Raw genomic sequence first — 23438 nt, 5'->3', positions numbered from 1 at the left:
ATTGTAAGGCTTGAGGTTGACCCTTTTGCAGGAGAATTTTTGCTGTAATTGCGTCTAGGGAACAGGGAACAGAAAAACCTATGCCCATTAACCCTTACCAAATAAAATCTATGCGTCCTTGGAATATCATCATTTTTGCTATCTGCTTTTCCCTCTGTTCTAATCTATCAGTACTGGCAAAGAGCCAAAAAACCAAACAACCTGATAAATTTCCCCCTTCACCTCTGGAGATTACCGCACCAGATCCATTGTTGCCACGCATACCTGATAAGGAACCTTTAACAGAGGCTGAAAAACAAGCTTTAGGAATAAAGTTAGATGAGTTAAATCTTGAGGCTACAGCTAAATTCGCTGCTGGAGATAAAATTACAGCCTTTGAGATTTGGAATCGAGAACTGCGATTACGTCGCTACTTGGGTGTTTTAGCTGAGATAGAAGCATTATCAAGGGTGGGAGCGATCGCCTACCAAGATAATGAACGTCAACAAGTACAGTATATTACCCAGAGATTACAGGCTATTCAAGCTCAAACCCAGTCTCAACAACCCGGAGATTTACAAATTCTCTCTGCCCTAGGAAAAGCTTATCAACAAGTGCGATCGCCACAGCTAGCTATTCCTGTATATCAGCAAATCCTCACCCAAGTCCGTCAGCAACAGGATACCGCAGCTGAAAGGGAAACCCTACAAACCATTGCTAATGTCCATTTAGGTTGGTTCGACTACCCCCAAGCAGCTAAAACCTATGAAGAATTATTAAATTTGACCAAGGGTGAACCCTCTACTCAAATTACCTATTTAGAACAACTAGCCTATATTTACGAACAAGCCAAACAACCCCAAGACTCGGTGAAAATCCGTCAGCAGCTAGTGGAAATCTATCAGCAAGATAGTAACTTGACATCCAAATTAGTTGGACTCAAACTAGCGATCGGTAGTGACTACGAAATGCTTGCCAAACAACAACCAGATTTAATTCAAGCAGCATTTAAAAATTACCAAGAGTCCTACACAACCGCTTGGCAATTGCAAGAATATACCCGCGCGGGAGAAGCACTCAACAAACTTATCAGTCTCTATCGCTCTACAGGACAAACAGACGAAGCACTACAAACAAGTCAAATACTACTGCAAACAGAAGAATTAGCCGCGAATTTCTACGGATTAATGACAGCATATGACCAAATAGGACAAATATACGTGGAACGGAAAGACTACCCCCAAGCAATCAATGCTTTTCAAAAAGGGTTAGAGTTAGCAAAAGAATTAAAGCATGAAGAGCAATACTTTAACCAGCAAATTGCCAAAATCGCCCCAGGAGCGAATAATTAGGGAGTGAGGGGAGAAGGGAGGAATTATTTTATTCTAGTCCCTAGAACCCATTCCCCATGACCAATTAACCCATCCCATGCAAAATACTCGTCTCAACACCTTAGTCACCACCGTCAGCGAGCGTGTAGGACAATGGATTTTCAATCCTTGGCGACGAATATCTCTATTGATTATTAGTTTTCTCCTAGGATTTTTTCTGGGAACAGTCGTTGCCACATCTGCGGGGCAAAAAGCCGAATTAGATATTGTGGTTGCCGCTACCTTAGTAATCATCAGTGAAATCGGTAGTAAAATCTACTATCGCCTTTGGTATAATCAACAGCCGCCCCCATGGGCTGAGTGCTTAAATTTACTGAAAGTTGGTTTTACCTACAGCTTATTTATTGAAGCTTGTAAATTGGGTTCCTAAATATTACAGGAATTTTTTCTTCACCATGGCAATATCAAAAGATGTCCAAATTAGAGAAGCTTACCCTGAGGAAGATAGGACTATTGCCGAGCATTTTTATCTATTATGGTTGGATAATCATGTTCCATCAGATTTAATTCTTCCTGATTCGCCAACAATTATCCAAGAATTTATTCATCATGCGCGGGAAAAATTGAGTTATAAAGCATTTATTGCAGAAGTAGAAGGTCAGGCGATCGCCTCGGTTGCATGCCAGTTATTCTCAGGTTTATACCCTTTAGTACTTGCAGATACTGTCCGGAAATATGGGTATATTTGGGGTGTTTTTGTCAGTCCTGATTACCGAGGTGAAGGAATTGCCACAAAACTCACAACCCAAGCAGTCAATTATCTGCAAAATCTCGGATGTACAAAGGCAATTCTCCACGCTTCTCCCTCTGGAAAACCAGTTTATGAGCGCTTAGGTTTCTCACCCACCAATGAAATGTCTTTGGATTTAACCTCCCTGGAATAATCTCCTCAAATTCCCTAGCAATTATTCACAAGCAAGCAGGAAGCTATAAAACTGACTAAAAATAGGAATTATTTTGAACTATTACCCATAAAGAAAAGATTGCCATCCCGAGTTCATCACATTACTGAATATCGAGATGATTTCACTGTGAGGAAACAATTATATTACTAGCATTTTATTCTTCAAATCAGTATTAATCAGCCCCGGTTCTTTTCACCTCAAAAGACTTTACTATATCTTCTATAGTTTTGATAGATTTGTCATAATCCTCTATGTCTGCCGTATAGTTAATCATATAGGCTCTTTCGCCTTTTAAAGTCCAAACCTGCATATTTTTCAAGGGTTTGTTGTCAGTTTGGCTGGTGTAAATAATTTGATAGCCCTGGTTAGAAGCAACCGTCACATCACCTTCACTGAGAATTTGGGCATTGGGAATAGTAGAAATTTCTTTGCGAAATTCTTCTTTGGATTCTTCCAGAGTGCCGCGAAAGTCTTGATAGGAAACAACAATTCTATCTTGAAAATCTTGGTCGCTTTTCCTCGGAGAAAGAAAGTTGACAATTTCATAACGCCCGACATTATAAAGACCACGTTTATCTTGTTTTTCCCAATTATCAGGATATTTAATCTTGATTTCAGAACTGATATCGGTATAGGAGACTAATTTTTGTTGGGAAGACATCATTTGATAGATGGCATAGCTAGCAATCACAAAAGTTAAAATAGCAGCAGCGATCGCCCCAAACAAAAATTTTTGTGGAGTCGGACGAGGAGAAGAACTAATAGTAGTCACAGAAGCATTATTCGACTGAATTGTCGTCACAGTCGAGCTTTTGCCATCTGGCGATCGCCTCTTCAATGCTTCTAAAGCAGCTTGAGCAGTCGTATACCTCTGGCGAAAATCATAACGCACCATATTATCCAAGATTTCCGCAAACCAAGGACTGATATCAACTTGATGCTGCCAAACAATTTCCCCCGTATGAGGGTCTTTAGGTAGCCTACTACCTTGACGGGGATCGGGATATATGCCAGTCAAAGCTTGAATCGCAATTACACCCACCGAATAGACATCACTACTATAAGTCGGGTTACTATTTGCTTGCTCACTCGGCATATAACCAGGAGTACCAATCGCCACAGTAAAATTAGTCTGTCCTTGGTTGTTGACTTCTACACTTCGAGCTCGCTTCACCGAACCAAAATCAATCAGCACTACCTTGCCATCAGACTGACGACGACGGATATTAGAAGGTTTAATGTCTCGATGAATCACACCCTGCTTATGGACAAAATTTAACACCTCCAAAATCTCTACCAATAATTGCACCACAGCCTCTTCATTCCAAGGTTGGGTGTAGGGAGGTAATTCCTCACTCAAATCATGTCCTTCTATATATTCTTGAACCAAATAAAATTCATTATCCTGTTCAAAGTAAGCTAATAATCTGGGAATTTGGTCATGATTACCCAATCTTTGTAGGGTTTCCGCTTCTTCCCGAAACAGACGTTTTGCTATCTGTAAAGTATTTTCATCATTAGCCCTTGGCTTCAGCTGCTTAACCAAGCACTTGGGATTTCCCGGTAATTGGGTGTCCATAGCTTCATAAGTCGCACCGAAACCACCTTGTCTGAGTTGTTGGATGATGCTATAACGTCCATCACCACCAAGCGTCTGACTCTGCATGAAATTTACCTTAGCTTTAAGGAGTTACCACTTAATTAATACAATTTAGAATTTTAGGTTTTCATTTTAGAACCATTCCAGCCAAGCTTGGGGAAAACTATGGCAATTCTAGTTTTGCATACCTCAGGCAGATTAATGATGTCTGAATAATGCAATGACGATTTTGACACAAAATTTTCATTAATAGTCAATACTCACGAGTTCTCGACTGATAGCTAATTCTTTCATAGTACTCTTACCCCCGTTTTACCCCTAATCCCCACCATCGACATAAGTCTATATATCCGGGAAATGGCTGTAATTACCCCATTAAGATACAAAATTGTCAAGTTGTTTAAAGTTATGTAGCCTTTTGCTTACGACGGCTCAATCACTGCGGTAAACTATGGCTTGATTATGATTCCTTCGCACCAAGAAGAACACTTCAGAAAGGAGCGTTTTTTCAATGTCTCATACCGTAAAAATCTACGATACTTGCATTGGTTGCACTCAATGCGTTCGCGCTTGCCCTACCGATGTACTGGAAATGGTTCCCTGGGATGGCTGTAAAGCTGCTCAAGTTGCCTCTTCCCCTCGTACAGAAGACTGTGTAGGTTGCAAACGCTGTGAAACAGCCTGTCCTACTGACTTCCTCAGTATTCGGGTTTATCTAGGAGCAGAAACCACTCGCAGTATGGGTCTAGCTTATTAAGGAATTTTTTCTGGAGTACAGCTATTGGCTATTAGCTAGGTCTCTTTTGTCATTTCTCGGATAATTGGGGCATCTGAGCTAAAATTCATAGCTGTCTGCTCAAGATTATTTATTCCCTGATACAGCTCGTCATTATCTCCATAGAAAGCACCTTTAGCATTCTAGGCTAGGCATCTTTGCTGATGATTTTCGTTGGCATTGGTGTCTAGCCTCAACATTTGGGGTGGGGATGGGTTGTCTATGAGCTTTTTTGTTTTTACTTGTCCTGCAATATGAACAATTTCTGATTCCCAACTATACTATGTGTAATTAACCCTACGGGAGTGGTGTAAGACATGTGTGGTATCGTTGGCTATGTTGGCACTCAAACAGCAACAGAGATTTTACTATCTGGGTTGGAGAAGTTGGAGTATCGAGGCTACGATTCTGCCGGTGTAGCCACAATCTGGGAAGGTGAGATTAATTGTGTCCGGGCTAAGGGAAAACTGCATAATTTACGTTCCAAACTAGAGCAGTTGGAAACCCACGCCCAGGTTGGTATTGGTCATACTCGTTGGGCTACCCATGGCAAACCTGAGGAATATAATGCCCATCCTCACATGGATGGAACCAATAGATTGGCTGTAGTCCAGAATGGCATTATTGAAAATTATCGAGAACTCCGGGAACGGTTAAAAGCTGATGGGGTAGAGTTTCGCTCCGAGACAGATACAGAGGTGATTCCCCATTTAATTGCCCAGTTTCTCAAGGCAGAAATGGAGATGAATCCTGATGGTGACTCCGTACTGTTGGCAGCAGTCCAGAAAGCTGTCCATGAATTAGAGGGAGCTTTTGCGATCGCGGTGGTATCTGCTGACTATCCCGACGAGGTGATTGCTGTCAGACAACAAGCACCCCTGGTAATTGGTTTTGGGGAGGGAGAATTTTTCTGTGCTTCCGATACTCCGGCGATCGTCTCCCACACCCGTGCTGTTGTTCCCCTAGAAAACGGGGAAATTGCTCGCTTAACTCCCATGGGGGTAGAAGTTTATAATTTTGCTGGCAGACGCTTAAAGAAACAACCTCGGTTACTCAATCTCAGCCCGACAATGGTTGAGAAACAAGGTTTCAAACACTTCATGCTCAAGGAAATCTATGAGCAACCGGGAGTTGTCAGAGCTTCTTTAGATGCCTATTTCCATGCTGATTGGAATGCTGATAGTGCTGATATTACCCCGGTGAATTTAGGTTTACCTCCAGAAATCTATACAGACCTGGAACAAATCCAAATCGTTGCCTGTGGTACTAGTTGGCACGCAGCTTTGGTCGGTAAATACTTACTCGAACAGTTGGCGGGGATTCCCACCCAGGTACAATATGCTTCGGAGTTTCGCTACGCACCCGCTCCCCTAATGGCAAATACTTTAACTATCGGAGTCACTCAATCTGGGGAAACTGCCGATACTTTAGCCGCCCTGTCCATGGAAAAAGAGCGCCGTCAAGGATTAGAAACCAAGTATCAACCCCGACTCCTAGGGATTACAAACAGACCGGAAAGCAGCTTAGGGCATTTAGTACCGCAAATTATTAATACCTTGGCAGGAATTGAGATTGGGGTGGCGGCGACCAAAACTTTTACTGCCCAGTTGATGGCATTCTATGCTTTGGCAATAGATTTGGCTTATCTGCGACAAAGTGTTTCCCGTGACGCGATCGCCCAACTTATTCAAGGATTACGGCATATTCCTAAGGAAATTGAGGCAACCTTGGAAAGTCAGGAAAAATTGACAGAACAGCTAGCCCATGAATTCGCCGAAACTCAGGATTTTATTTTCTTGGGTAGGGGGATTAACTTCCCCATCGCCTTAGAAGGTGCCTTGAAACTCAAGGAAATCAGCTATATTCATGCCGAAGGCTATCCCGCAGGAGAAATGAAGCATGGACCGATCGCCCTGTTAGATGCCAAAGTCCCAGTGGTGGCGATCGCAACTCCGGGAACTGTCTACGAAAAGGTAATTTCTAACGCTCAAGAAGCCAAAGCCCGTGACTCTCGGCTAATTGGTGTGACTCCAGTTAACCATGGGGAAGCCGTTGATGTGTTTAAAGATATTATTCCTGTACCAGAGGTAGATGAATTACTCTCTCCTCTATTGACGGTCGTTCCCCTACAATTACTTGCCTACCATATTGCGGCTCGCCGTGGTTTGGATGTTGACCAACCGAGAAATCTCGCCAAAAGTGTGACAGTTGAGTAGGGTATAAATACGGAATTAGCTGCGATCGCCACCAGGAAATATAAGGCGAAAGGTTTAGGTATATTAAGGGTGTATAAAACTCCCATTTCCTATTCCTAAATTCCTCATGTCTACCCCATCTGTCAGTCTCATCCGCGCAACTTCCTATGAAAAAGAAGTATTGCGAGCATCCCTAGAAACTCTTCTCGAACCCTGGGGAGGAATCGCAGCATTTGTGAAACCAGGTAATCGCGTTTTACTCAAACCTAATTTACTCACTGGTGCGCGTCCGGGTAAGGAATGTACTACCCGTCCAGAAATAGTTTATACCGTTGCCCAAATGGTTATAGAAGCCGGAGGAAAACCATTTTTAGGGGATAGTCCCGCTTTTGGTAGTGCTAAGGGGGTGGCGATCGCCAATGGTTATCAACCCATTATTGAAGAATTGCAATTACCGATAATTAATTTTCGTGGCAAACGTTACGAAACGGTGAATACAGAATTTAATCACCTATTGTTATCTAAGGAAGCCATGGAAGCAGATGTGGTGATCAATCTACCCAAGGTGAAATCCCACAGTCAATTGGTATTAACCATGGGGGTAAAAAATCTTTTTGGCTGCGTTCCGGGGAAAATGAAAGCTTGGTGGCATATGGAAGCAGGTAAGGATGCTGCCAGGTTTGGGGAAATGTTGGTGGAAACAGCTAAAGCAATTAATCCTAATTTGACTATCCTAGATGGGATTATCGGACATGAAGGGAATGGTCCTAGTGGGGGTGAACCCCGTCCCCTCGGTGTTTTAGCTGCTGCTGAGGATGTCTTTGCTCTGGATCGGGCGATCATCGAAATTCTCAATGTTCCACCAGAACAAGTACCTACCGTTGCCGCATCCCAAAGATTAGGTGTTTGTCCAGATTTAGGAAAAATTCATTTTCCCCATTTACATCCAGATATCTTACAAATCTCGGATTGGAAATTACCAAGTGAGTTTATTCCCATCGATTTTGGGATGCCTCGCGTGATTAAATCCACTTTCAAGCACCTTTATATTCGTTTTATCAAGGAACCGATGAGTATTTATGGTCGTGGTTAATCAGGCATTTTGGCGTAAGTTGTGAATAAGTGCAAACTTAGCTACAACATTTCCCTATGCCCCAGAGTAATCTGTAAATACCCTCCGATTGCTTAACCAGACCGCCCTACTTCTCAGTGGCGGTTTTTTTCGTGCCATAGCTTCACAAATCATCATCTTTGCAAATGCCATCAATTATTCCCCTATGGGCGATCGCCAATATGTCTGTTTCTCAGAAAAAACGCACATAATATACCATTAATATTTGCCAAGAAAAAAAGCAATCTATCGAAATGTAGATTAATTTATTATGAATTTTCATCCTCTTTCTCAGCCGTAATTTTTTATCAATGGGCATTGAGTACAATTACTGATTAAAAATCATATTTTTTACTTTTTATCTGTGTTGACTCAGTTGATACTATTGGACAAAGAATTAACTTCTTGCAGCTATTTGTCTCCAATAAAATATCCGTATAAGCACTTGTATAGTGAAATAAATTGTCATGCGGTTTTGGCAACGTCTCCTCAAAAGCCCTATGGCATAAGCTTTTGTATTGAAGTTTCTGTAAAGCTATCACAGTCCAAAACTAGTACATAAAAAGTTTTTTATGCCATCCATTACCTCAGTATTTACAAAAACAAATAGCTATAATTCTTGATAATTTTCACAAAAAAGTAGTGCAGAATACAAAGTATGATGTTTGACAAAACCGCAGATTGAACTTGCTTTCGGCTAACAAAGTACGTAGACGCTTTCTAAAGTGGTTAGTAATCTTGACGATTCCCATAAATCCGGTTAGAAAATAGCTAAAATGGTAGCAAGGCTTTTTACAAAAAGCTGAACTCCAAGAGATGTGCCAGTTTTAATTATTTATGGATGCAAATAGCCAGTCTGCCAATTCTACCAATACATACTCCCATCGCTTGGCAGACATCGTGGGAACTTTCATCGGGATATTAACTCTCACTTTGCCATTAGTGGTAATTGCGAATTACTCTAGCAATTTACCAACCTATCAGCCTTCACTCAGCTATAATATGCAGGAAAAAATGAAAGAATACTAGTATATTTTCATCAAATCAAGAAGTGAACAATCCTGATTTATCATTTTTGGCATCTTGAGTCAGATAATCCTCTGATTTTCCCATTCAAGTACAAATTTATAACTTATTGTGAATAAATCAATCTATTTTCTTCCTTGAGAAGATAGCTGGTGCATGGATATTCTAAGGACTGTCCATGCATAGTTTTTTCAGTGAGGAATTACAGTCTGGCAGCTGCTGTCTCTTACCCTCAAGTTCAAACTTTATTTTGCCTAACTCCTAGTTGATTGCGAGAAAATGCCCATCTTAGCCTAAAATTCTACACGGGGAGGCAAGTGCTTATCCCATACTTTAAATCAGCGTCAGGAGTTTTGTCGTGGACTTATCCGTTATACCCCCTCAGCCAAAACCAGGTTTAATCAACGTTCTAGTAGAAATTCCCGGTGGTAGCAAAAATAAGTACGAGTACGATAAGGAATTGCAAGCCTTCGCCTTAGACCGGGTGTTATACTCTTCGGTACAGTATCCTTTCGATTATGGATTTGTACCCAATACTTTGGCTGATGATGGCGATCCCTTGGATGGAATGGTAATTATTGATGAGCCAACCTTCCCTGGGTGTATAATTGCGGCAAGACCGATTGGGATGTTAGAGATGATTGACGGTGGCGATCGCGATGAAAAAATTCTTTGTGTTCCTGACAAAGACCCTCGCTATGCTAATGTTAAATCTCTCAAAGACATTGCTCCCCACCGTTTAGATGAAGTGGCAGAATTTTTCCGCAGCTATAAAAATTTGGAGAAAAAAGTCACAGAAATTCTTGGTTGGCAAGATGTCGATAAGGTTTCAGCACTAGTTGAGAAGTGCATTCAAGCAGCAAAAGGATAATTATTTCAGTAGTAGTCAGTTATAAAAGTTACTTATTACTGGCTACTGCCAATCATGCTATTACTTCTAATTGCTAAATACCACGAAAATGCAGCGATCGCTCCTCTCGGCAAAGATTCATAATTGTATCCTGACCGGTGCTAACATCAACTATGTTGGTAGTATCAGTATTGACCAAGTTTTATTAGATAAATCAGGAATCTTACCCTTCGAGCAGGTTCACGTCGTCAACGTCAATAATGGTGAGCGTTTCACCACCTACGCTATTTCTGCACCAGCCCATTCTGGGACAATCGAATTAAATGGAGCCGCAGCACGTCTAGGCATTAGTGGCGATCGCTTGATTATAATGTCTTACGGGCAGTTTTCTACGGCAGAGTTACAAAATTACTCTCCCACCGTTGTGATTGTAGATGAAAACAACCGACTCATCGAAGTTCGACGATACGACGACTTGCTCAGTCAGACCTAAATGTAAGAAAAATGTCAAATTTTGAGCTGTCTTCTCCCCAAAGTTACGTAAATCAACTTGCCCAACCCCGTAGTCTTTCAGGTCAATTTTTTGTCCAATTCTGGGGTGTGAGAGGTTTGATTTCCACCTCAGTCAGCAATACCTACCGCTACGGAGGTAATACCCCCTGTGTGGAAATGCAAGTCGGGGGAAAACGCCTAATTTTTGATGGTGGTACGGGTTTACGGATTTTAGGGAAAAACTGGTCACAGTTAGAGCAAAATTTATCAGCCTATTTGTTTTTTACTAACTCTCAAGCCAACCGTATCCAGGGATTTCCCTTTTTTACTCCTGCTTTTATTCCTGATAACAAACTACACATCTACGGTACAGCAGCAACAAACAGCGCATCGATTAAGCAATGTCTGTGTGATCAAATGCTGTCTCCCCATTTCCCCTATCCTTTCCAAGTGATGCAGGCAGAGTTAGAGTTTAATAACTTAATGCCGGGTCAAGAAATCAAATTAGATGAAATCACCATCACCACAGCACTAATCAATCAAACCCAGCGCTCCGTTGGTTATCGAGTTAGTTGGCAAGATTATAGTGTTGCCTATATCACAGATTTATATCAGGAACTCAGTGAGTCAGAAAAGACAGGGATTTGCCAATTAGCAGCAGGTGCAGATTTGCTGATTGCGAACTCTACCTACGTTTCTCCAGTTCGCCAGTATTCCTCATCTGAAGATTCCCAGTACCAAGCGGCGGTAGATTTAGCTAATATTGCCCAGGTGAAGCAGTTAGTTATATCCTGCCACCACCCTGATGATGATGATGAATTTTTAGATGAACTGACAAAAAAAATTGCCGCAGTTTTCCCTAAAACTTTAGTTGCCCATGAAGGGTTAAATTTAATCATCAGTCAGGGGTAATAGGTAACAGCTAAGAATCGACTTGCTTTTGCAAAGATTTCAAGGTGTGCAAAACTGCACCACTGTTGAGTAATTCCAGACTCTGAATTATACCCGATGCAATATCAGGGTAAATCCCGGCACGCCAAAAATAAAAACCAGCGTTCCACAAAACTGTGTCCATGAGTTCTGTGTAAATCCCTTGCAGTATGAGTTGATTCTCTGTAGCCAGTTGTTTTTGACTTTCAAGGGGGACATTTTTGTTAGTGATACCAAAATCGCGGGGAGTCAGATGCAAGCGCTCTAGATGCAATCCTAAGCCAATAATCGCCGTGCGATCGCGGGGCAAATCACAACTTCCTTCTAACCCCTTAACAGTTGTTAATTCCTTAACTCCTTTGAGTTGTAGCGCGGATTGGAACATTCCTTCCGTGGGTGGGTGAACAAAACCGACAATCTGGTGAGCATCTCCACTGTAGGGACACCAAATTAATTCCATTGTTGCCAGGGGTGGACGTTTGCCCAATTGATCACGGTATTCCCACAGACTTTGAGTTAGGGGAAAATGTTGAGGGGTATAAACAAAACCGATACTAGTATTTTCAAAGACGGCTTGGGTTTGGGAAATAGTCAATTTTGTCCAATCAACTCCCAAATCGCGCCAGATTTCCACTAGGGGTAAACCGTATTTTGTCGGCAGGCGATCGCCCCCATGCATAATCACTGGTTGCCCGACTGTCGCTAAGAGTAAGGCAATAATTGGGCTAACTGGGGCTGTGCGGGTTCTGCCATCGTAGGGAATACCCAAAACCACTACGGGGGAAGAATAGTCAATTGCTTGTAATTTTGCTTTCACCCCCAACTCATCATAAGCATCCAACATCCCCGCTAATTCTTCGCCAGTGGGACGTTTAATGCGGTGGGCGATTAAAAATGCCCCAATTTGAGCAGGTGTTGCTTCACCCAGTAACATCATCTTCGTTGCAGTGGCAGCTTCCTCACGGGTGAGATTTTGCGATGTGTGACTACCACTACCTACCTTTTTCAGTAAATCCCGAAATTTGTTTTTGGTTTCCATTCTGCCCTCTAGCCTTTAAGTTGAAAACGGGACAAGGTAAATATCATGAAAAAGGTGGAGGGAAAGGTTGTGTTCATGCTGGGTGATGGGATTTTCCGATGAATAGCTATTTTGTTTAGGAAGCTGATAGGGCTTTGGCATTTCCTTGGGGTGAAATATTTGCCTTTACCAATTCCCAAAAATGCCGAATGGGGGGAATTTGTAATCTGTCTTGGGTTGTCACCATGACTACCCGTCGGGTTAAACCAGAGTTATCTGTTGTACTAGGGTGGGAATGATGATTGAGGGAGCGAACCGCGAGGGTGGGGTCTTGTCGGGCTTCAACAAGGGCAGAATAGGGTAATAATGCCACAAACTCTCCTTGGCGAACAACTCCCCGAAAAGCATCTAAAGTATTAACTTCTAGGGCAATATGTAGAGTCGCATTTAAACGTTCAAATTTTTCTTGTACTAAGCGTTGCATCCCATAACCATCTTTAAAAACAACTTGGGGATAACGAACCAAATCTTGCCAAGAAACGAAATCAGACTGGGCTAGGGGATGATTGGCAGCAGTGAGGATTTCTATCGGTTCATCATAAAGAACTTCCACCACCATTTCCTTGCCAGTGGTGAGAAAGCGGTTATTCATGACGATCGCCATGTCTACAAGTCCATCTTTCAAGACTTTGAGAGCGCGATCGCTACCCAAAGATGTCACCCGTAATTGCACCTCAGGATAGTCATGACAGAACTTTTGTAATACAGGTGGTAAGTAATAAGCACAAAGGGAGTGAATGACTGCAATACAAAGCTCTGGCTGTTTGCCAGATACTAAATCGGAAATTTCCTGAGTAGCATTTTGCCATTCTTGGCAAATTTTCCGCGCACGGGGTAACAAACGTTCACCCGCTAAGGTTAATTTCGCCTGACTGCTTCTGTGAAATAATTCCAGCCCAAAGTCGGCTTCTAATGCTTGAATTTGACGACTGATAGTTGATTGAGTCACACCACATTGACGTGCTGCACTTTGAAAACTACCAGTCTCCGCGATCGCCAAAAAGGCTTGCAACTGCTCTAGCCGCATTTTGTTATGTAGCCTGAATTACACTGAATGGCTTTAACTAAATTTATCGTATTTAATACATCTTGGGTAATGGGTGATGGGAATTTGATAGGTGTAGAGTTGATGGTTGACTGCATAACGGTGAAGCAAAAATACCTTTTCCTACCACTCTGCTAAAGCGGTGGATATCCCCTGTTGTAAGTCTGGGGGAAGTTGGGGGTTGCTCGACATTTCTTGAAGTTTTGCTTGGGCAATTTCCGGGGCTAGGTTTTTCAAAGCGGCGATCGCGTGTAATCTCAAAAATATATCTGAGTCAGCCAGGAGGTTAATCAGTGGTTCTAGGGCTTCTGTTTTGCCTAATTGTCCCAGGGAAAGGGCAATTTGCCGTTTGATAGCGGAAATTCCTAGGGCTGGATGTTGACTATCGAGAATTTTTAAGAGCATTTGAGTCGCAGTGGTTTTCAGATTGGGGTGACTAATGCGACCAAGTACGGTGACAATTTCTTGCCAGAGAATTTCTGATTGTAAATTGTGAAAAGCCTGGTTCAATAACTCTAAGCCCAGTTGATTTTCCATCCAACTTAAGGCACGAATCACTTCTATCTGGAGTTTGGTATTGGCTGTAGAAGACATCAGCACCTGGGATAAATACGGAGGTACAACATCCCCACCCATCCGTGACAGGGCAACCACCGCAGCACAGCAAACATCCAGATTGTTATCCTCTAATCTTTGCCGTAGCTTGCCGACTAACTGTAATTCTGTCTGTAAGTCGGGGCGAAATCCTAAACCTAATACTGCCTCTTTGCGAACGGCAGCCGCAACATCATCTAATGCTGTTAGCAAAACTGGTGGAATACGAGGATCGTGAAAACTACTCAAGGCAGCGATCGCCATCCTGCGCACGGAAATTTCCGTATCATTAACAACTGTCAATAAGCTGTCAATAATTGCGGGGTGGGGAATTGTCCCTAAAATACGTACCGCGAAAATCTTGGTTTTATCTGCTGCTAATAGTTGAGATAAGGTATTTACAGCTTTTTCGCCCATTTTGCCGAGGGCTGTGGCTGCCATTAATTGCAGTTCTTCATGATGGTTATTTTGTAGTAATTCTACTAGGGCGGGGATAATTGTCTCGTCTTGAAAGTTACTGAGTATTCTGATGCAGTACCAGCGTAATTCTTCCTCTGCCTCTTGATTTTGGAGAATTTCTAGTAATGGAGGAATGGCGATCGCCCCCAAACGATTTAAGATTTTGCTAATTTCCCAACGTTCTTGAAAATCCCCCACTTGCAAACTGGCGATCGCTAATTTCAGTAATTCTTCTTGATAATTTCTCAGCGTTGAATTCTGTAAACTATCTTCAATGATTAACTGTTGCAAACAGGTAATTAACAATGACCAATTTTCATTATCATATGCTAGCTGTGCTTGGGATAATACTTGATTGATATTCTTCACACTAAAACTAATTATTTTGCAATATGTGGATATTTTTATGGAATCTTGGGATTAATGATGAAGATAATAAATATCCCAAATTCTTAATTTTCCTCGATTTTGATTAATTTTGTCATTGAGATGATAGCGATGATTAGAAAACAATCTATTACTCTGTTAATTCTATTGTGATAATTGTACGGGGATGGGTTGCCCAATTTCCCCTATTTGTCGCAACTAATACCAATTTGAAAAACAATACGACACATGGACAAAACCCCTCCCCAGCACTCCCCGAAATCGGCGAGGGTGTCCGATAGGGCGGGTAGGATATCTATCGTAAACATTTTTTGAATCGGTATAAGTTCTGCGGGTATTCTAGATAGGCAATTTTTATGGACACTGCAATATCTCAAATCGACAGTTTTTATTTGTCTAGAAAGGGCAGACAAAATGCCTACCCTAAATATAAATTTATTTTGATTTTGCCTAGATTGAATAATACATTTAAGGCAAACATCGATAACTTGTTGCTGAGTGAATTAAACCTGAACTAAAACATCACTGCCTTCTATTTTCACAGGATAGGTCTTAATTGGTTTAGTTGCTGGACCTTCTGCTACTGTACCATCACTTTTAAAATCAGAACCATGGCAAGGACAAGCAAATAATTTTTCTTTATCACTCCAAGCAACAGTACAACCTGCATGGGTACAGGTGGGATTCACTGCAATTAAACTTTTACTTTTGGAAGTTCCAACAACTAGAACTTTGCCCACGGGAGACTCTTCTACAAGCAATTGCCCCTTTTTATCTAATTCTGCGGTTGTAGTCACTTTTTGCCAGCTAGCTGCTTTTGCCACGGAAGCATTCGCAGTTGGTGAAGGTGTGGAGGTAGTTTTTTCCGTACTGCAAGCAGCGATCGCCACTGGTAAAGAACTAGCTACCCAACCAACACCAAATAATGTCATGAATTCACGACGATTCATTCTCTGACTCCCAGAATATCGAAGATTGTAACTAAACTGCGCCACTCAAATTATCTGTGATTTTTGGCAATCAAGTATTTCAGACTGATATTTATTATTTTTAATGCATTTACCGCATGTCTAATATGCGATTTTTGCTTAAGTACATATATTTCGTAACAAAGTATACGTTTTGTTGGCTGAGGGCAGTTTATTTATAGTTATGTAAATTGTGACAAAGCAAATACGGAAATTGGATAGTCAAGATTATTCTTGCTTATAAATTTAATTTTGATGAGGGTAATTTTTCAATATGCCAATTTACCCCTAGATAAACGCATTTATTCATTGTTTTTTTTGGGAAATACCAAACAATAATGAGAGTCAACTCATGACAGACTTAGCGACAATTGCCGCAGCTAGCTTGAATAAGTTTGAGAAATTTAAAGCCGAGAAAGATGGACTAGCTGTTAAAACAGAAATTAATAAATTTGCTGCCCTCGGTTGGGAAGCAATGGATGAAACCGATCGCGATCATCGTCTGAAATGGTTGGGTGTATTTTTCCGCCCAGTTACCCCAGGCAAGTTTATGATGCGGATGCGGACACCAAATGGAATTTTAAACAGTCGGCAACTGCGAGTTTTAGCTGAAGTTCTCCAGCGTTACGGAGATGATGGCAGCGCGGATATTACCACCCGACAAAATATCCAATTACGAGGTATCCGCATTGAAGATTTGCCAGAAATTTTTGATAAGTTCCAGGGTGTGGGCTTAACCAGTGTGCAATCAGGGATGGATAATGTCCGTAATATTACTGGCGACCCCGTAGCCGGATTGGACGCAGATGAGCTGTTCGACACACGAGAGTTGGTACAGCAAATTCAAGATATGATTACCAACCATGGTGAAGGTAATGCAGAATTTAGCAACTTACCACGGAAATTCAATATTGCCATTACCGGGGGGCGAGATAACTCTGTTCATGCTGAAATTAACGATTTGGCATTTGTACCAGCGTTGCAAAATTTGGGTGAGTCTACCAGTTTTGGCTTCAACATCTTAGTGGGAGGGTTTTTCTCCGCAAAACGTTGTGATGCGGCAATTCCTCTGAATGCATGGGTGACTCCCGATGAAGTGGTTGCTGTATGTCGTGCCATCTTGGAAGTCTACCGAGATTATGGCTTGCGTGCCAATCGCCAAAAAGCCCGCGTGATGTGGCTGATTGATGAGTGGGGTTTAGAGAAGTTCAAAGTTGAAATCGAAAAACGTCTCGGTAAAACCTTACTCCCAGCTGCCCCCAAGGATGAAATCGATTGGGAAAAACGCGACCATGTGGGAGTGTATAAGCAGAAACAGCCAGGATTTAACTACGTAGGCTTGCAAATTCCTGTAGGGCGATTGTATGCTAGTGACTTATTAGAAATAGCCCGTTTAGCTGAGGTTTACGGCAGTGGAGAAATTCGCTTTACCGTTGAGCAAAACGTGATTATTCCCAATATTCCCGACTCCAGACTAGATATATTTTTGACTGAGCCATTACTGAATAAATTTTCAGTCAACGGTACAGGATTAACGCGATCGCTAGTTTCTTGTACAGGAGCACAATTTTGTAACTTTGCCCTGATTGAAACCAAAAATCGCGCGATCGCCACCATCCAAACATTAGAAGCCGAATTAGATATTACCAACCCCGTACGGATTCACTGGACAGGTTGCCCCAACTCCTGCGGACAACCCCAAGTTGCCGATATCGGTTTAATGGGAACCAAAACCCGCAAAGACGGCAAAGTTGTCGAAGGAGTCGATATTTACATGGGTGGCAAAGTTGGTAAGGAAGCCAAACTCGGAACCTGTGTCAAAAAAGGTATTCCCTGCGATGACTTACCCTCCGTACTTAAAGATTTACTCATCCAAAACTTTGGTGCCAAACCAAAACAATAAGCAATCTCTTCTCTATTACCTATTACCTATTACCTCATGAGCAATATCTCCCGTAGAAAGTTTATTTTCCTCGCAGGTACAGCCGCAACTAGTTCCATCATCATTCACGGTTGTACATCTAGCAGCAATAACGCCAGTGGCGATAATACTCCCTCACCGGGTAGTGCTACCCCAGCATCAAATACAAATACTGCGGCAAATGCGCCCAAAGTTGAGACAACCAAAGTTAAATTAGGTTTTATTCCCCTAACTGACGCTGCACCCCTGATTATTGCCAAGGAAAAAGGCTTATTCGCCAAATATGGCATGACAGATGTGGAAATTGTTAAACAAAAATCCTGGGCTGTCACCCGTGATAATTTGAAAATCGGCTCTGCTGGAGATGGGATTGATGGCGCTCATATCCTTAGCCCCATGCCCTATTTAATCACCATTAATGATAAAGTACCGATGTATTTATTGGCACGGTTAAATACCAATGGTCAAGCAATATCCGTAGCGAATAAATTCCAAGATTTAAAACTGGGTTTACAAAGTAAAGAACTGAAAGCCACGGCAGATAAAGCCAAAGCTGATAAAAAGTCGTTGAAAGCTGGGATGACATTCCCCGGTGGTACCCACGATTTATGGATGCGTTACTGGTTAGCCGCAGGTGGGATTAACCCGGATGGAGATGTCGTATTAGAGCCAGTACCACCACCACAAATGGTTGCGAATATGAAGGTGGGAACTGTAGATGCGTTCTGTGTGGGTGAACCCTGGAATGCACAGTTAGTCAGTCAGAAGTTAGGTTATACCGCTTTAGTCACCGGGGAACTATGGAATAACCACCCCGAAAAAGCTTTTACTCTGCGCAAAGATTGGGCAGATAAAAACCCCAATGCTACCCAAGCACTGTTAATGGCAATTATGGAAGCACAGCAATGGTGCGACAAAGCCGAAAACAAGGAAGAAATGTGCAAGATTTGTAGCGATCGCAAATACTTCAATGTGGCAGTTACTGATATCTTAGAACGTTCTAAAGGTAATATTGACTACGGTAATGGGCGGAATGTTAGCGACTATCAATATCGGATGAAATTCTGGGCTGATAACGCTTCCTATCCTTATAAGAGTCATGATACCTGGTTTATGACCGAGGAAATACGCTGGGGCTACCTACCAAAAGATACTAAGGTTAAGGACATTGTTGATCAGGTAAATAAAGAAGATTTGTGGAAACAAGCAGCCAAAGCTCTGGGAGTAGAAGCCACTCAAATTCCTGCTACAACTTCTCGTGGTGTGGAAACTTTCTTTGATGGTGTCAAGTTTGACCCAGAAAAGCCAGAGGAGTATTTAAATAGCTTGAAAATCAAGAAGGCTTAAATATATTATTTATGACGAGTGGGATAAGTATTTATCTCACTGTCATCTCAAGAATCAAACAATGCTATCTGATTTGTGACAATTCGCGGTGTGTATAACCTCGAATGCTCTGGGAAGATGTTGGATTTGAGAAGGTATCTTGTAGTGAAGGAAAGAATCTAGGGTTTTGGGTATAGCAGGATGTAACTCTGCGATAAATCGTACGTAGAACCTAGGGAAAACCGCAGAAGCAAAATGACAGAGGAAAGACCATTCTCAAACAACATCTGAAAAATCGCAGAGATGATTACTCACAAATAATTTAGAAATCTTATCTCGATGCGAAAATTTTCATCATAACTACCAATATTTTGAGGGGAGAAAATCATAAATGGCTGCTACCTTGGGGAGTCGTGCTATTAGAAATAAAGCTCGGAAGAATATCTCGAATTTTGTGACGAAAAAAGTCATACCACCATTGGTAGCCCTAGGAATTTTTCTCTTAGTTTGGCAATTACTTTGTTTAAATCCTGGCTTTAAGTTACCAGGACCAATTGAAACAATTAGCGAAACTTGGAATCCTTTTATAATTAATCCTTTTTTTGATAATGGAGAAAATGATAAAGGTTTAGGGTGGCAGATATTAAGTAGTTTAGGTCGAGTTGGTTTAGGGTTTTCTCTATCGGCAGTTGTGGGAATTACTTTAGGTATTCTTGTAGGCGTGAATCCCATTGTCTATAACGCTGTAGACCCCATATTCCAAGTTTTGCGTACGGTTCCACCCTTAGCATGGTTGCCCATTTCCCTCGCCGCATTTCAGCAAGCTAATCCTTCCGCGATTTTCGTAATTTTCATCACTTCAATTTGGCCCATTCTGATTAATACAACTGTGGGTGTGCAACAAATACCCCAAGATTATATTAATGTGGCTAAGGTTTTGAAATTACGGGGTTTAAAGTATTTTTACAAGATTGTCTTTCCGGCAACTGTTCCTTATATATTTACTGGCTTAAGGATTGGCATTGGGTTATCCTGGCTCGCAATTGTTGCGGCAGAAATGTTAGTGGGAGGTGTGGGTATTGGTTCTTTTATTTGGGATGCTTATAACACAACGACAGAAACCAACTTGAGTGAAATTATTCTGGCTTTAGTATATGTCGGTCTGGTGGGTCTGATGTTAGATAGATTGGTAGGTTTTGTTTCCCGGAAAATTGTCCCAGAAGAGCAAAAATAGTTACAAATTTGATTCTTGAACTAGGAAAATCTCATAAAGCGTTTCCCAATCATATAGAATACACCCCACCCGCCCTATCGGGCACCCTCCCTGCTAGCGGGGAGGGTTGGGGAGGGGTTCTTCTGTACTTCATCAGAGTCGGAAAATTTCATATCTCCAATCTCGACACACCAGGAAAACTTACCCATGAAAACTTTTGTTGAAGTTGACCACGTTGACCGGATATTTAACTTACCCAATGGTGGGAAATATATTGCTTTAAAAAATATTGAATTAAAAATCCGCAAGGGAGAATTTATTTCTCTGATTGGACATTCTGGTTGTGGTAAGTCTACCCTGCTGAATATTATTGCTGGTTTAGATCAAGCTAGTATCGGTGGTGTCACCTTGGAAGGAAGGGAAGTTAGGGAACCTGGTCCTGACCGAATGGTAGTATTTCAGAATTATTCCCTCTTACCTTGGTTAACGGTTTGGGAAAATATTGCCCTCAGTGTCGATGAAGTGTATCAGCATCAATCCAAGGGCGATCGCCAGGAAATTATTCAGCAACATATTGATATGGTAGGGTTACGTAACGCTGCCAAAAAACTGCCAAGGGAATTATCCGGGGGAATGAAACAACGGGTGGCGATCGCCCGCGCTTTGGCAACACGTCCGAAATTATTACTCCTCGATGAACCCTTTGGCGCGCTAGATGCATTAACTAGGGGCAGTTTGCAAGAACAGTTAATGAAAATTTGTAACCAGCATGAAGTTACCTGTGTAATGGTGACTCACGATGTGGACGAAGCATTATTGTTGAGCGATCGCATTGTTATGCTCACCAACGGTCCAGAAGCGCACATTGGGCAGATAATAGACGTACCCATACCCCGTCCCCGACAACGTTTAGAAGTAGTTAAGCATCCTAACTACTATGAGCTGCGCAATGAGATGATTTACTTTCTCAACCAGCAGAAACAAGCTAAAAAACGTCAATCCCCCATCTCTGCAACTGTTAATAACAGCACCTTAGAAAAAACCCATATCAATCTAGCTTTTGTCCCCCTCACCGATTCCGCACCCCTAATTATTGCCCAGGAAAAGGGTTTCTTTGCCAGACACGGTTTAGAATCAGTCAATCTTACCCGTGCTGAAAATTGGACAGAAATTGCTGAAGATATTACCAACGGGAAGTTAGATGCTGCCCAAATGGTTGCAGGTATGCCAATTACCCTCACCCTAGGAGCAGGTGGTAAACCATCCGTACCCATAGTTACAGCCCTCAACCTTTGCCGCAACGCCAACTCAATTATTTTTAGCAAAAAACTTTACCATGCAGGGGTGACAAGTTTAGAGACATTAAAACAGGCGATCGCTGCCTCCCCTGATAAAATTTATACCCTCGGTGTTGTAGACTCCGCATCGATGCAAAATCTGATTTTGCGTTACTGGCTAGCCACTGCGGGTATCAACCCCGACCAAGATATTGCCTTTACCATAGTTCCACCCACCCAGGTCTGTGAATACCTGCAACAGGGCAAAATTGACGGTTTTTGTGGTGGAGAACCTTGGAATTACCTCAGCATCGATCAAGAAGCCGGATTTGTTGCCGCCAGCGCCCCAGAAATTTGGTCAGGGCAACCGAAAAAAGTCCTAGGTGTTCGAGAAGATTGGGCACAACAATATCCGCAAACCCACCAGGCTTTAGTTACAGCCATTCTGGAAGCTTGCGAATACTGCGATGACTTCCGCAATCGGGGAGAAATTGCCGAAATCCTAGCCCGTCCCGAATACCTCAATATAGATAGCAAATATATTCGCCCCGGTTTTATCGACCCCTACGATCGCGGTGATGGTACGGAATTATCGCAAATCAATACATATAACCAGTTCTATGTCAATAAAACTAATTATCCTGACCGGACAGAAATGCTCTGGATTACCACCCAGCTAGCTCGTTGGGGTTTAATTGCATTCCCGAAAAACTGGCTAGAGGTCATGGAAAGAGTCTGTCGCACCGATATTTTTGGCGCAGCAGCTCGTAGTCTCGGCTTACTGGACATCGGACAAGATAACCCCATTCACCTATTTGACGGCAAAACTTTTAACCCCTCCGAACCCCTGGAATACTTGAAAAGTCTAGAAATCAAGCGACAAATCCGCGTCGAAGAAGTATTTTTCTAATTCCAGTTCCTCAACCCATACAATTTCCCCTTACCCCTTACCCTCAAAACCATGCAGACAATGAATGGCAATAGCCCCACCAGCCAAACCTTCTACCCCTCACCCCAAAAATCAGACAATTTTCTAGTAATTGAAGGAGTCAACAAAGTATACCCCACCGCAGACGGTCCCTATACCGTACTTGATGGCGTTAACTTGACAGTTCGTGAGGGAGAATTCGTTTGTCTGATCGGTCACTCTGGTTGCGGCAAATCAACCCTGCTCAACATGGTTTCTGGCTTTAACAAACCAACAGATGGTGTTGTTTTACTCCAGGGGCAGCCCATCACGGAACCAGGACCCGACCGAATGATGGTATTCCAGAACTATTGCCTACTGCCTTGGTTGAGTGTCTTCGATAACGTTTATACCGCCGTCGATGCCGTATTCCCCCGCAAACCAGAAGCAGAAAAACGCGCCATTGTTCGGGAAAATTTGGGGATGGTAGGGCTTTTGGAAGCAATGGATAAAAAGCCAAGTCAGATTTCTGGAGGGATGAAACAACGGGTAGCGATCGCCCGCGCTCTATCCATTCGTCCCCAGGTATTAATCCTCGATGAACCCTTTGGCGCACTGGATGCCATCACCAAGGAAGAATTACAAGAAGAACTGCTGCAAATTTGGCGAGAGCATCAAGTTACCGTATTAATGATTACCCACGATATTGATGAAGCTCTCTTCCTCGCCGATAGATTGGTGATGATGACTAACGGTCCCTCTGCCCACATCGGTGAAATTTTAGATATTCCCTTCAGTCGTCCCCGCAACCGTCGTCGTATCATGGAAGACAGTCAATACTACGAACTACGCAATTACGCCCTCGACTTTCTATACCGTCGCTGCGCTCACCCAGAGGATTAAGGGGAAAGTAGGGGAGCAAGGGGTATCAGAAAAATCAAATCTGAGTAAATTGGATAATTTATTTTCTGGAAGTCCTTTATGGGGATTATCTTTATTACTCCCCACT

20 protein-coding genes are annotated in these 23438 nt (G+C 42.3%); 15 read left to right on the top strand and 5 right to left on the bottom strand.

The genetic code is table 11. The features are described from left to right. Window positions 1-80: 80 nt before the first annotated feature. From IJ00_RS18335 to IJ00_RS18325, 3 genes are all read left to right on the top strand, one after another. On the top strand, window positions 81-1331 hold the full coding sequence (locus IJ00_RS18335; RefSeq protein ID WP_371259612.1) for a tetratricopeptide repeat protein: 1251 nt from the start codon (window positions 81-83) through the stop codon (window positions 1329-1331). A gap of 76 nt (window positions 1332-1407) precedes the next feature. After that, window positions 1408-1740: a DUF565 domain-containing protein gene (locus tag IJ00_RS18330; protein WP_035155327.1), complete on the top strand. Its 333-nt coding sequence runs from the start codon at window positions 1408-1410 to the stop codon at window positions 1738-1740. A 25-nt stretch (window positions 1741-1765) separates the two neighbouring features. Further along, window positions 1766-2254: a GNAT family N-acetyltransferase gene (locus IJ00_RS18325; protein WP_035155324.1), complete on the top strand. Its 489-nt coding sequence runs from the start codon at window positions 1766-1768 to the stop codon at window positions 2252-2254. A gap of 193 nt (window positions 2255-2447) precedes the next feature. On the opposite strand, the gene IJ00_RS18320 is transcribed toward IJ00_RS18325, so the two are convergent. After that, a complete protein-coding gene (locus tag IJ00_RS18320; protein ID WP_035155322.1) occupies window positions 2448-3941 on the bottom strand; it encodes a serine/threonine-protein kinase in 1494 nt (497 codons plus the stop codon). 445 nt (window positions 3942-4386) lie between these two features. Here IJ00_RS18320 and psaC point away from each other — a divergent pair, with 445 nt between their 5' ends. The 7 genes from psaC to IJ00_RS18285 all read left to right on the top strand — a co-directional run bounded on the left by psaC (window position 4387) and on the right by IJ00_RS18285 (window position 11236). After that, a complete protein-coding gene (gene psaC / locus IJ00_RS18315) occupies window positions 4387-4632 on the top strand; it encodes a photosystem I iron-sulfur center protein PsaC (protein WP_010997613.1) in 246 nt (81 codons plus the stop codon). A gap of 335 nt (window positions 4633-4967) precedes the next feature. Next, window positions 4968-6866 carry a glutamine--fructose-6-phosphate transaminase (isomerizing) gene (glmS, locus tag IJ00_RS18310; protein WP_035155320.1) on the top strand — a complete coding sequence of 633 codons (1899 nt, stop codon included), beginning with the start codon at window positions 4968-4970 and terminating at the stop codon, window positions 6864-6866. Between the two features lie 106 nt (window positions 6867-6972). Then, window positions 6973-7938 carry a DUF362 domain-containing protein gene (locus IJ00_RS18305; protein WP_035155318.1) on the top strand — a complete coding sequence of 322 codons (966 nt, stop codon included), beginning with the start codon at window positions 6973-6975 and terminating at the stop codon, window positions 7936-7938. 855 nt (window positions 7939-8793) lie between these two features. Beyond that, a complete protein-coding gene (locus IJ00_RS18300) occupies window positions 8794-8985 on the top strand; it encodes a hypothetical protein (RefSeq protein WP_035155315.1) in 192 nt (63 codons plus the stop codon). Window positions 8986-9340: 355 nt separating this feature from the next. Further along, complete coding sequence (locus IJ00_RS18295) at window positions 9341-9853, top strand: inorganic diphosphatase (RefSeq protein WP_035155313.1); 513 nt, start codon at window positions 9341-9343, stop codon at window positions 9851-9853. 88 nt (window positions 9854-9941) lie between these two features. Further along, window positions 9942-10325, top strand: coding sequence for an aspartate 1-decarboxylase (panD, locus tag IJ00_RS18290; RefSeq protein WP_035155311.1), 384 nt, complete (start codon window positions 9942-9944; stop codon window positions 10323-10325). Window positions 10326-10336: 11 nt separating this feature from the next. Next, entirely contained in the window at window positions 10337-11236 is a 900-nt protein-coding gene (locus IJ00_RS18285) for an MBL fold metallo-hydrolase (protein WP_035155309.1), read from the top strand. Window positions 11237-11246: 10 nt separating this feature from the next. Here the strand turns inward: IJ00_RS18285 and IJ00_RS18280 are convergent, their stop codons facing one another. From IJ00_RS18280 to IJ00_RS18265, 4 genes are all read right to left on the bottom strand, one after another. After that, on the bottom strand, window positions 11247-12293 hold the full coding sequence (locus tag IJ00_RS18280; protein WP_035155307.1) for an anthranilate phosphoribosyltransferase family protein: 1047 nt from the start codon (window positions 12291-12293) through the stop codon (window positions 11247-11249). A 115-nt stretch (window positions 12294-12408) separates the two neighbouring features. Next, window positions 12409-13359, bottom strand: coding sequence for a LysR family transcriptional regulator (locus IJ00_RS18275; RefSeq protein WP_035155305.1), 951 nt, complete (start codon window positions 13357-13359; stop codon window positions 12409-12411). 141 nt (window positions 13360-13500) lie between these two features. Beyond that, window positions 13501-14799: a HEAT repeat domain-containing protein gene (locus IJ00_RS18270; RefSeq protein WP_035155303.1), complete on the bottom strand. Its 1299-nt coding sequence runs from the start codon at window positions 14797-14799 to the stop codon at window positions 13501-13503. 521 nt (window positions 14800-15320) lie between these two features. Further along, entirely contained in the window at window positions 15321-15767 is a 447-nt protein-coding gene (locus IJ00_RS18265) for a ubiquinol-cytochrome c reductase iron-sulfur subunit (RefSeq protein ID WP_035155293.1), read from the bottom strand. A 370-nt stretch (window positions 15768-16137) separates the two neighbouring features. Here IJ00_RS18265 and IJ00_RS18260 point away from each other — a divergent pair, with 370 nt between their 5' ends. From IJ00_RS18260 to IJ00_RS18240, 5 genes are all read left to right on the top strand, one after another. Continuing rightward, complete coding sequence (locus tag IJ00_RS18260; RefSeq protein ID WP_035155292.1) at window positions 16138-17688, top strand: ferredoxin--nitrite reductase; 1551 nt, start codon at window positions 16138-16140, stop codon at window positions 17686-17688. Between the two features lie 36 nt (window positions 17689-17724). Next, window positions 17725-19053 (top strand): CmpA/NrtA family ABC transporter substrate-binding protein, encoded by a 1329-nt coding sequence (locus IJ00_RS18255; RefSeq protein ID WP_035155290.1) that lies wholly within the window; start codon window positions 17725-17727, stop codon window positions 19051-19053. 370 nt (window positions 19054-19423) lie between these two features. Next, window positions 19424-20266, top strand: a complete 843-nt coding sequence (gene ntrB, locus IJ00_RS18250) for a nitrate ABC transporter permease (RefSeq protein WP_035155289.1) — start codon at window positions 19424-19426, stop codon at window positions 20264-20266. Between the two features lie 186 nt (window positions 20267-20452). Beyond that, window positions 20453-22432, top strand: coding sequence for a nitrate ABC transporter ATP-binding protein (locus tag IJ00_RS18245; protein WP_035155288.1), 1980 nt, complete (start codon window positions 20453-20455; stop codon window positions 22430-22432). Between the two features lie 51 nt (window positions 22433-22483). Continuing rightward, the gene (locus tag IJ00_RS18240) at window positions 22484-23332 is read left to right on the top strand and encodes a nitrate ABC transporter ATP-binding protein (protein WP_035155286.1); all 849 of its coding nucleotides are present in this window, start codon (window positions 22484-22486) and stop codon (window positions 23330-23332) included. Window positions 23333-23438: the final 106 nt, after the last annotated feature.

The organism is Calothrix sp. 336/3, from assembly GCF_000734895.2.
Taxonomy (GTDB): Bacteria; Cyanobacteriota; Cyanobacteriia; order Cyanobacteriales; family Nostocaceae; genus 336-3.
This window is presented reverse-complemented; position numbering and strand designations above follow the sequence as displayed.

Bases quoted from the DNA above. Each gene is read 5' to 3' on its own strand.
- IJ00_RS18335 (WP_371259612.1), top strand. From the start codon at position 81: ATGCCCATTAACCCTTACCAAATAAAATCTATGCGTCCTTGGAATATC.
- IJ00_RS18330 (WP_035155327.1), top strand. From the start codon at position 1,408: ATGCAAAATACTCGTCTCAACACCTTAGTCACCACCGTCAGCGAGCGT.
- IJ00_RS18325 (WP_035155324.1), top strand. From the start codon at position 1,766: ATGGCAATATCAAAAGATGTCCAAATTAGAGAAGCTTACCCTGAGGAA.
- IJ00_RS18320 (WP_035155322.1), bottom strand. From the start codon at position 3,941: ATGCAGAGTCAGACGCTTGGTGGTGATGGACGTTATAGCATCATCCAA.
- psaC (WP_010997613.1), top strand. From the start codon at position 4,387: ATGTCTCATACCGTAAAAATCTACGATACTTGCATTGGTTGCACTCAA.
- glmS (WP_035155320.1), top strand. From the start codon at position 4,968: ATGTGTGGTATCGTTGGCTATGTTGGCACTCAAACAGCAACAGAGATT.
- IJ00_RS18305 (WP_035155318.1), top strand. From the start codon at position 6,973: ATGTCTACCCCATCTGTCAGTCTCATCCGCGCAACTTCCTATGAAAAA.
- IJ00_RS18300 (WP_035155315.1), top strand. From the start codon at position 8,794: ATGGATGCAAATAGCCAGTCTGCCAATTCTACCAATACATACTCCCAT.
- panD (WP_035155311.1), top strand. From the start codon at position 9,942: ATGCAGCGATCGCTCCTCTCGGCAAAGATTCATAATTGTATCCTGACC.
- IJ00_RS18285 (WP_035155309.1), top strand. From the start codon at position 10,337: ATGTCAAATTTTGAGCTGTCTTCTCCCCAAAGTTACGTAAATCAACTT.
- IJ00_RS18280 (WP_035155307.1), bottom strand. From the start codon at position 12,293: ATGGAAACCAAAAACAAATTTCGGGATTTACTGAAAAAGGTAGGTAGT.
- IJ00_RS18275 (WP_035155305.1), bottom strand. From the start codon at position 13,359: ATGCGGCTAGAGCAGTTGCAAGCCTTTTTGGCGATCGCGGAGACTGGT.
- IJ00_RS18265 (WP_035155293.1), bottom strand. From the start codon at position 15,767: ATGAATCGTCGTGAATTCATGACATTATTTGGTGTTGGTTGGGTAGCT.
- IJ00_RS18260 (WP_035155292.1), top strand. From the start codon at position 16,138: ATGACAGACTTAGCGACAATTGCCGCAGCTAGCTTGAATAAGTTTGAG.
- IJ00_RS18255 (WP_035155290.1), top strand. From the start codon at position 17,725: ATGAGCAATATCTCCCGTAGAAAGTTTATTTTCCTCGCAGGTACAGCC.
- ntrB (WP_035155289.1), top strand. From the start codon at position 19,424: ATGGCTGCTACCTTGGGGAGTCGTGCTATTAGAAATAAAGCTCGGAAG.
- IJ00_RS18245 (WP_035155288.1), top strand. From the start codon at position 20,453: ATGAAAACTTTTGTTGAAGTTGACCACGTTGACCGGATATTTAACTTA.
- IJ00_RS18240 (WP_035155286.1), top strand. From the start codon at position 22,484: ATGCAGACAATGAATGGCAATAGCCCCACCAGCCAAACCTTCTACCCC.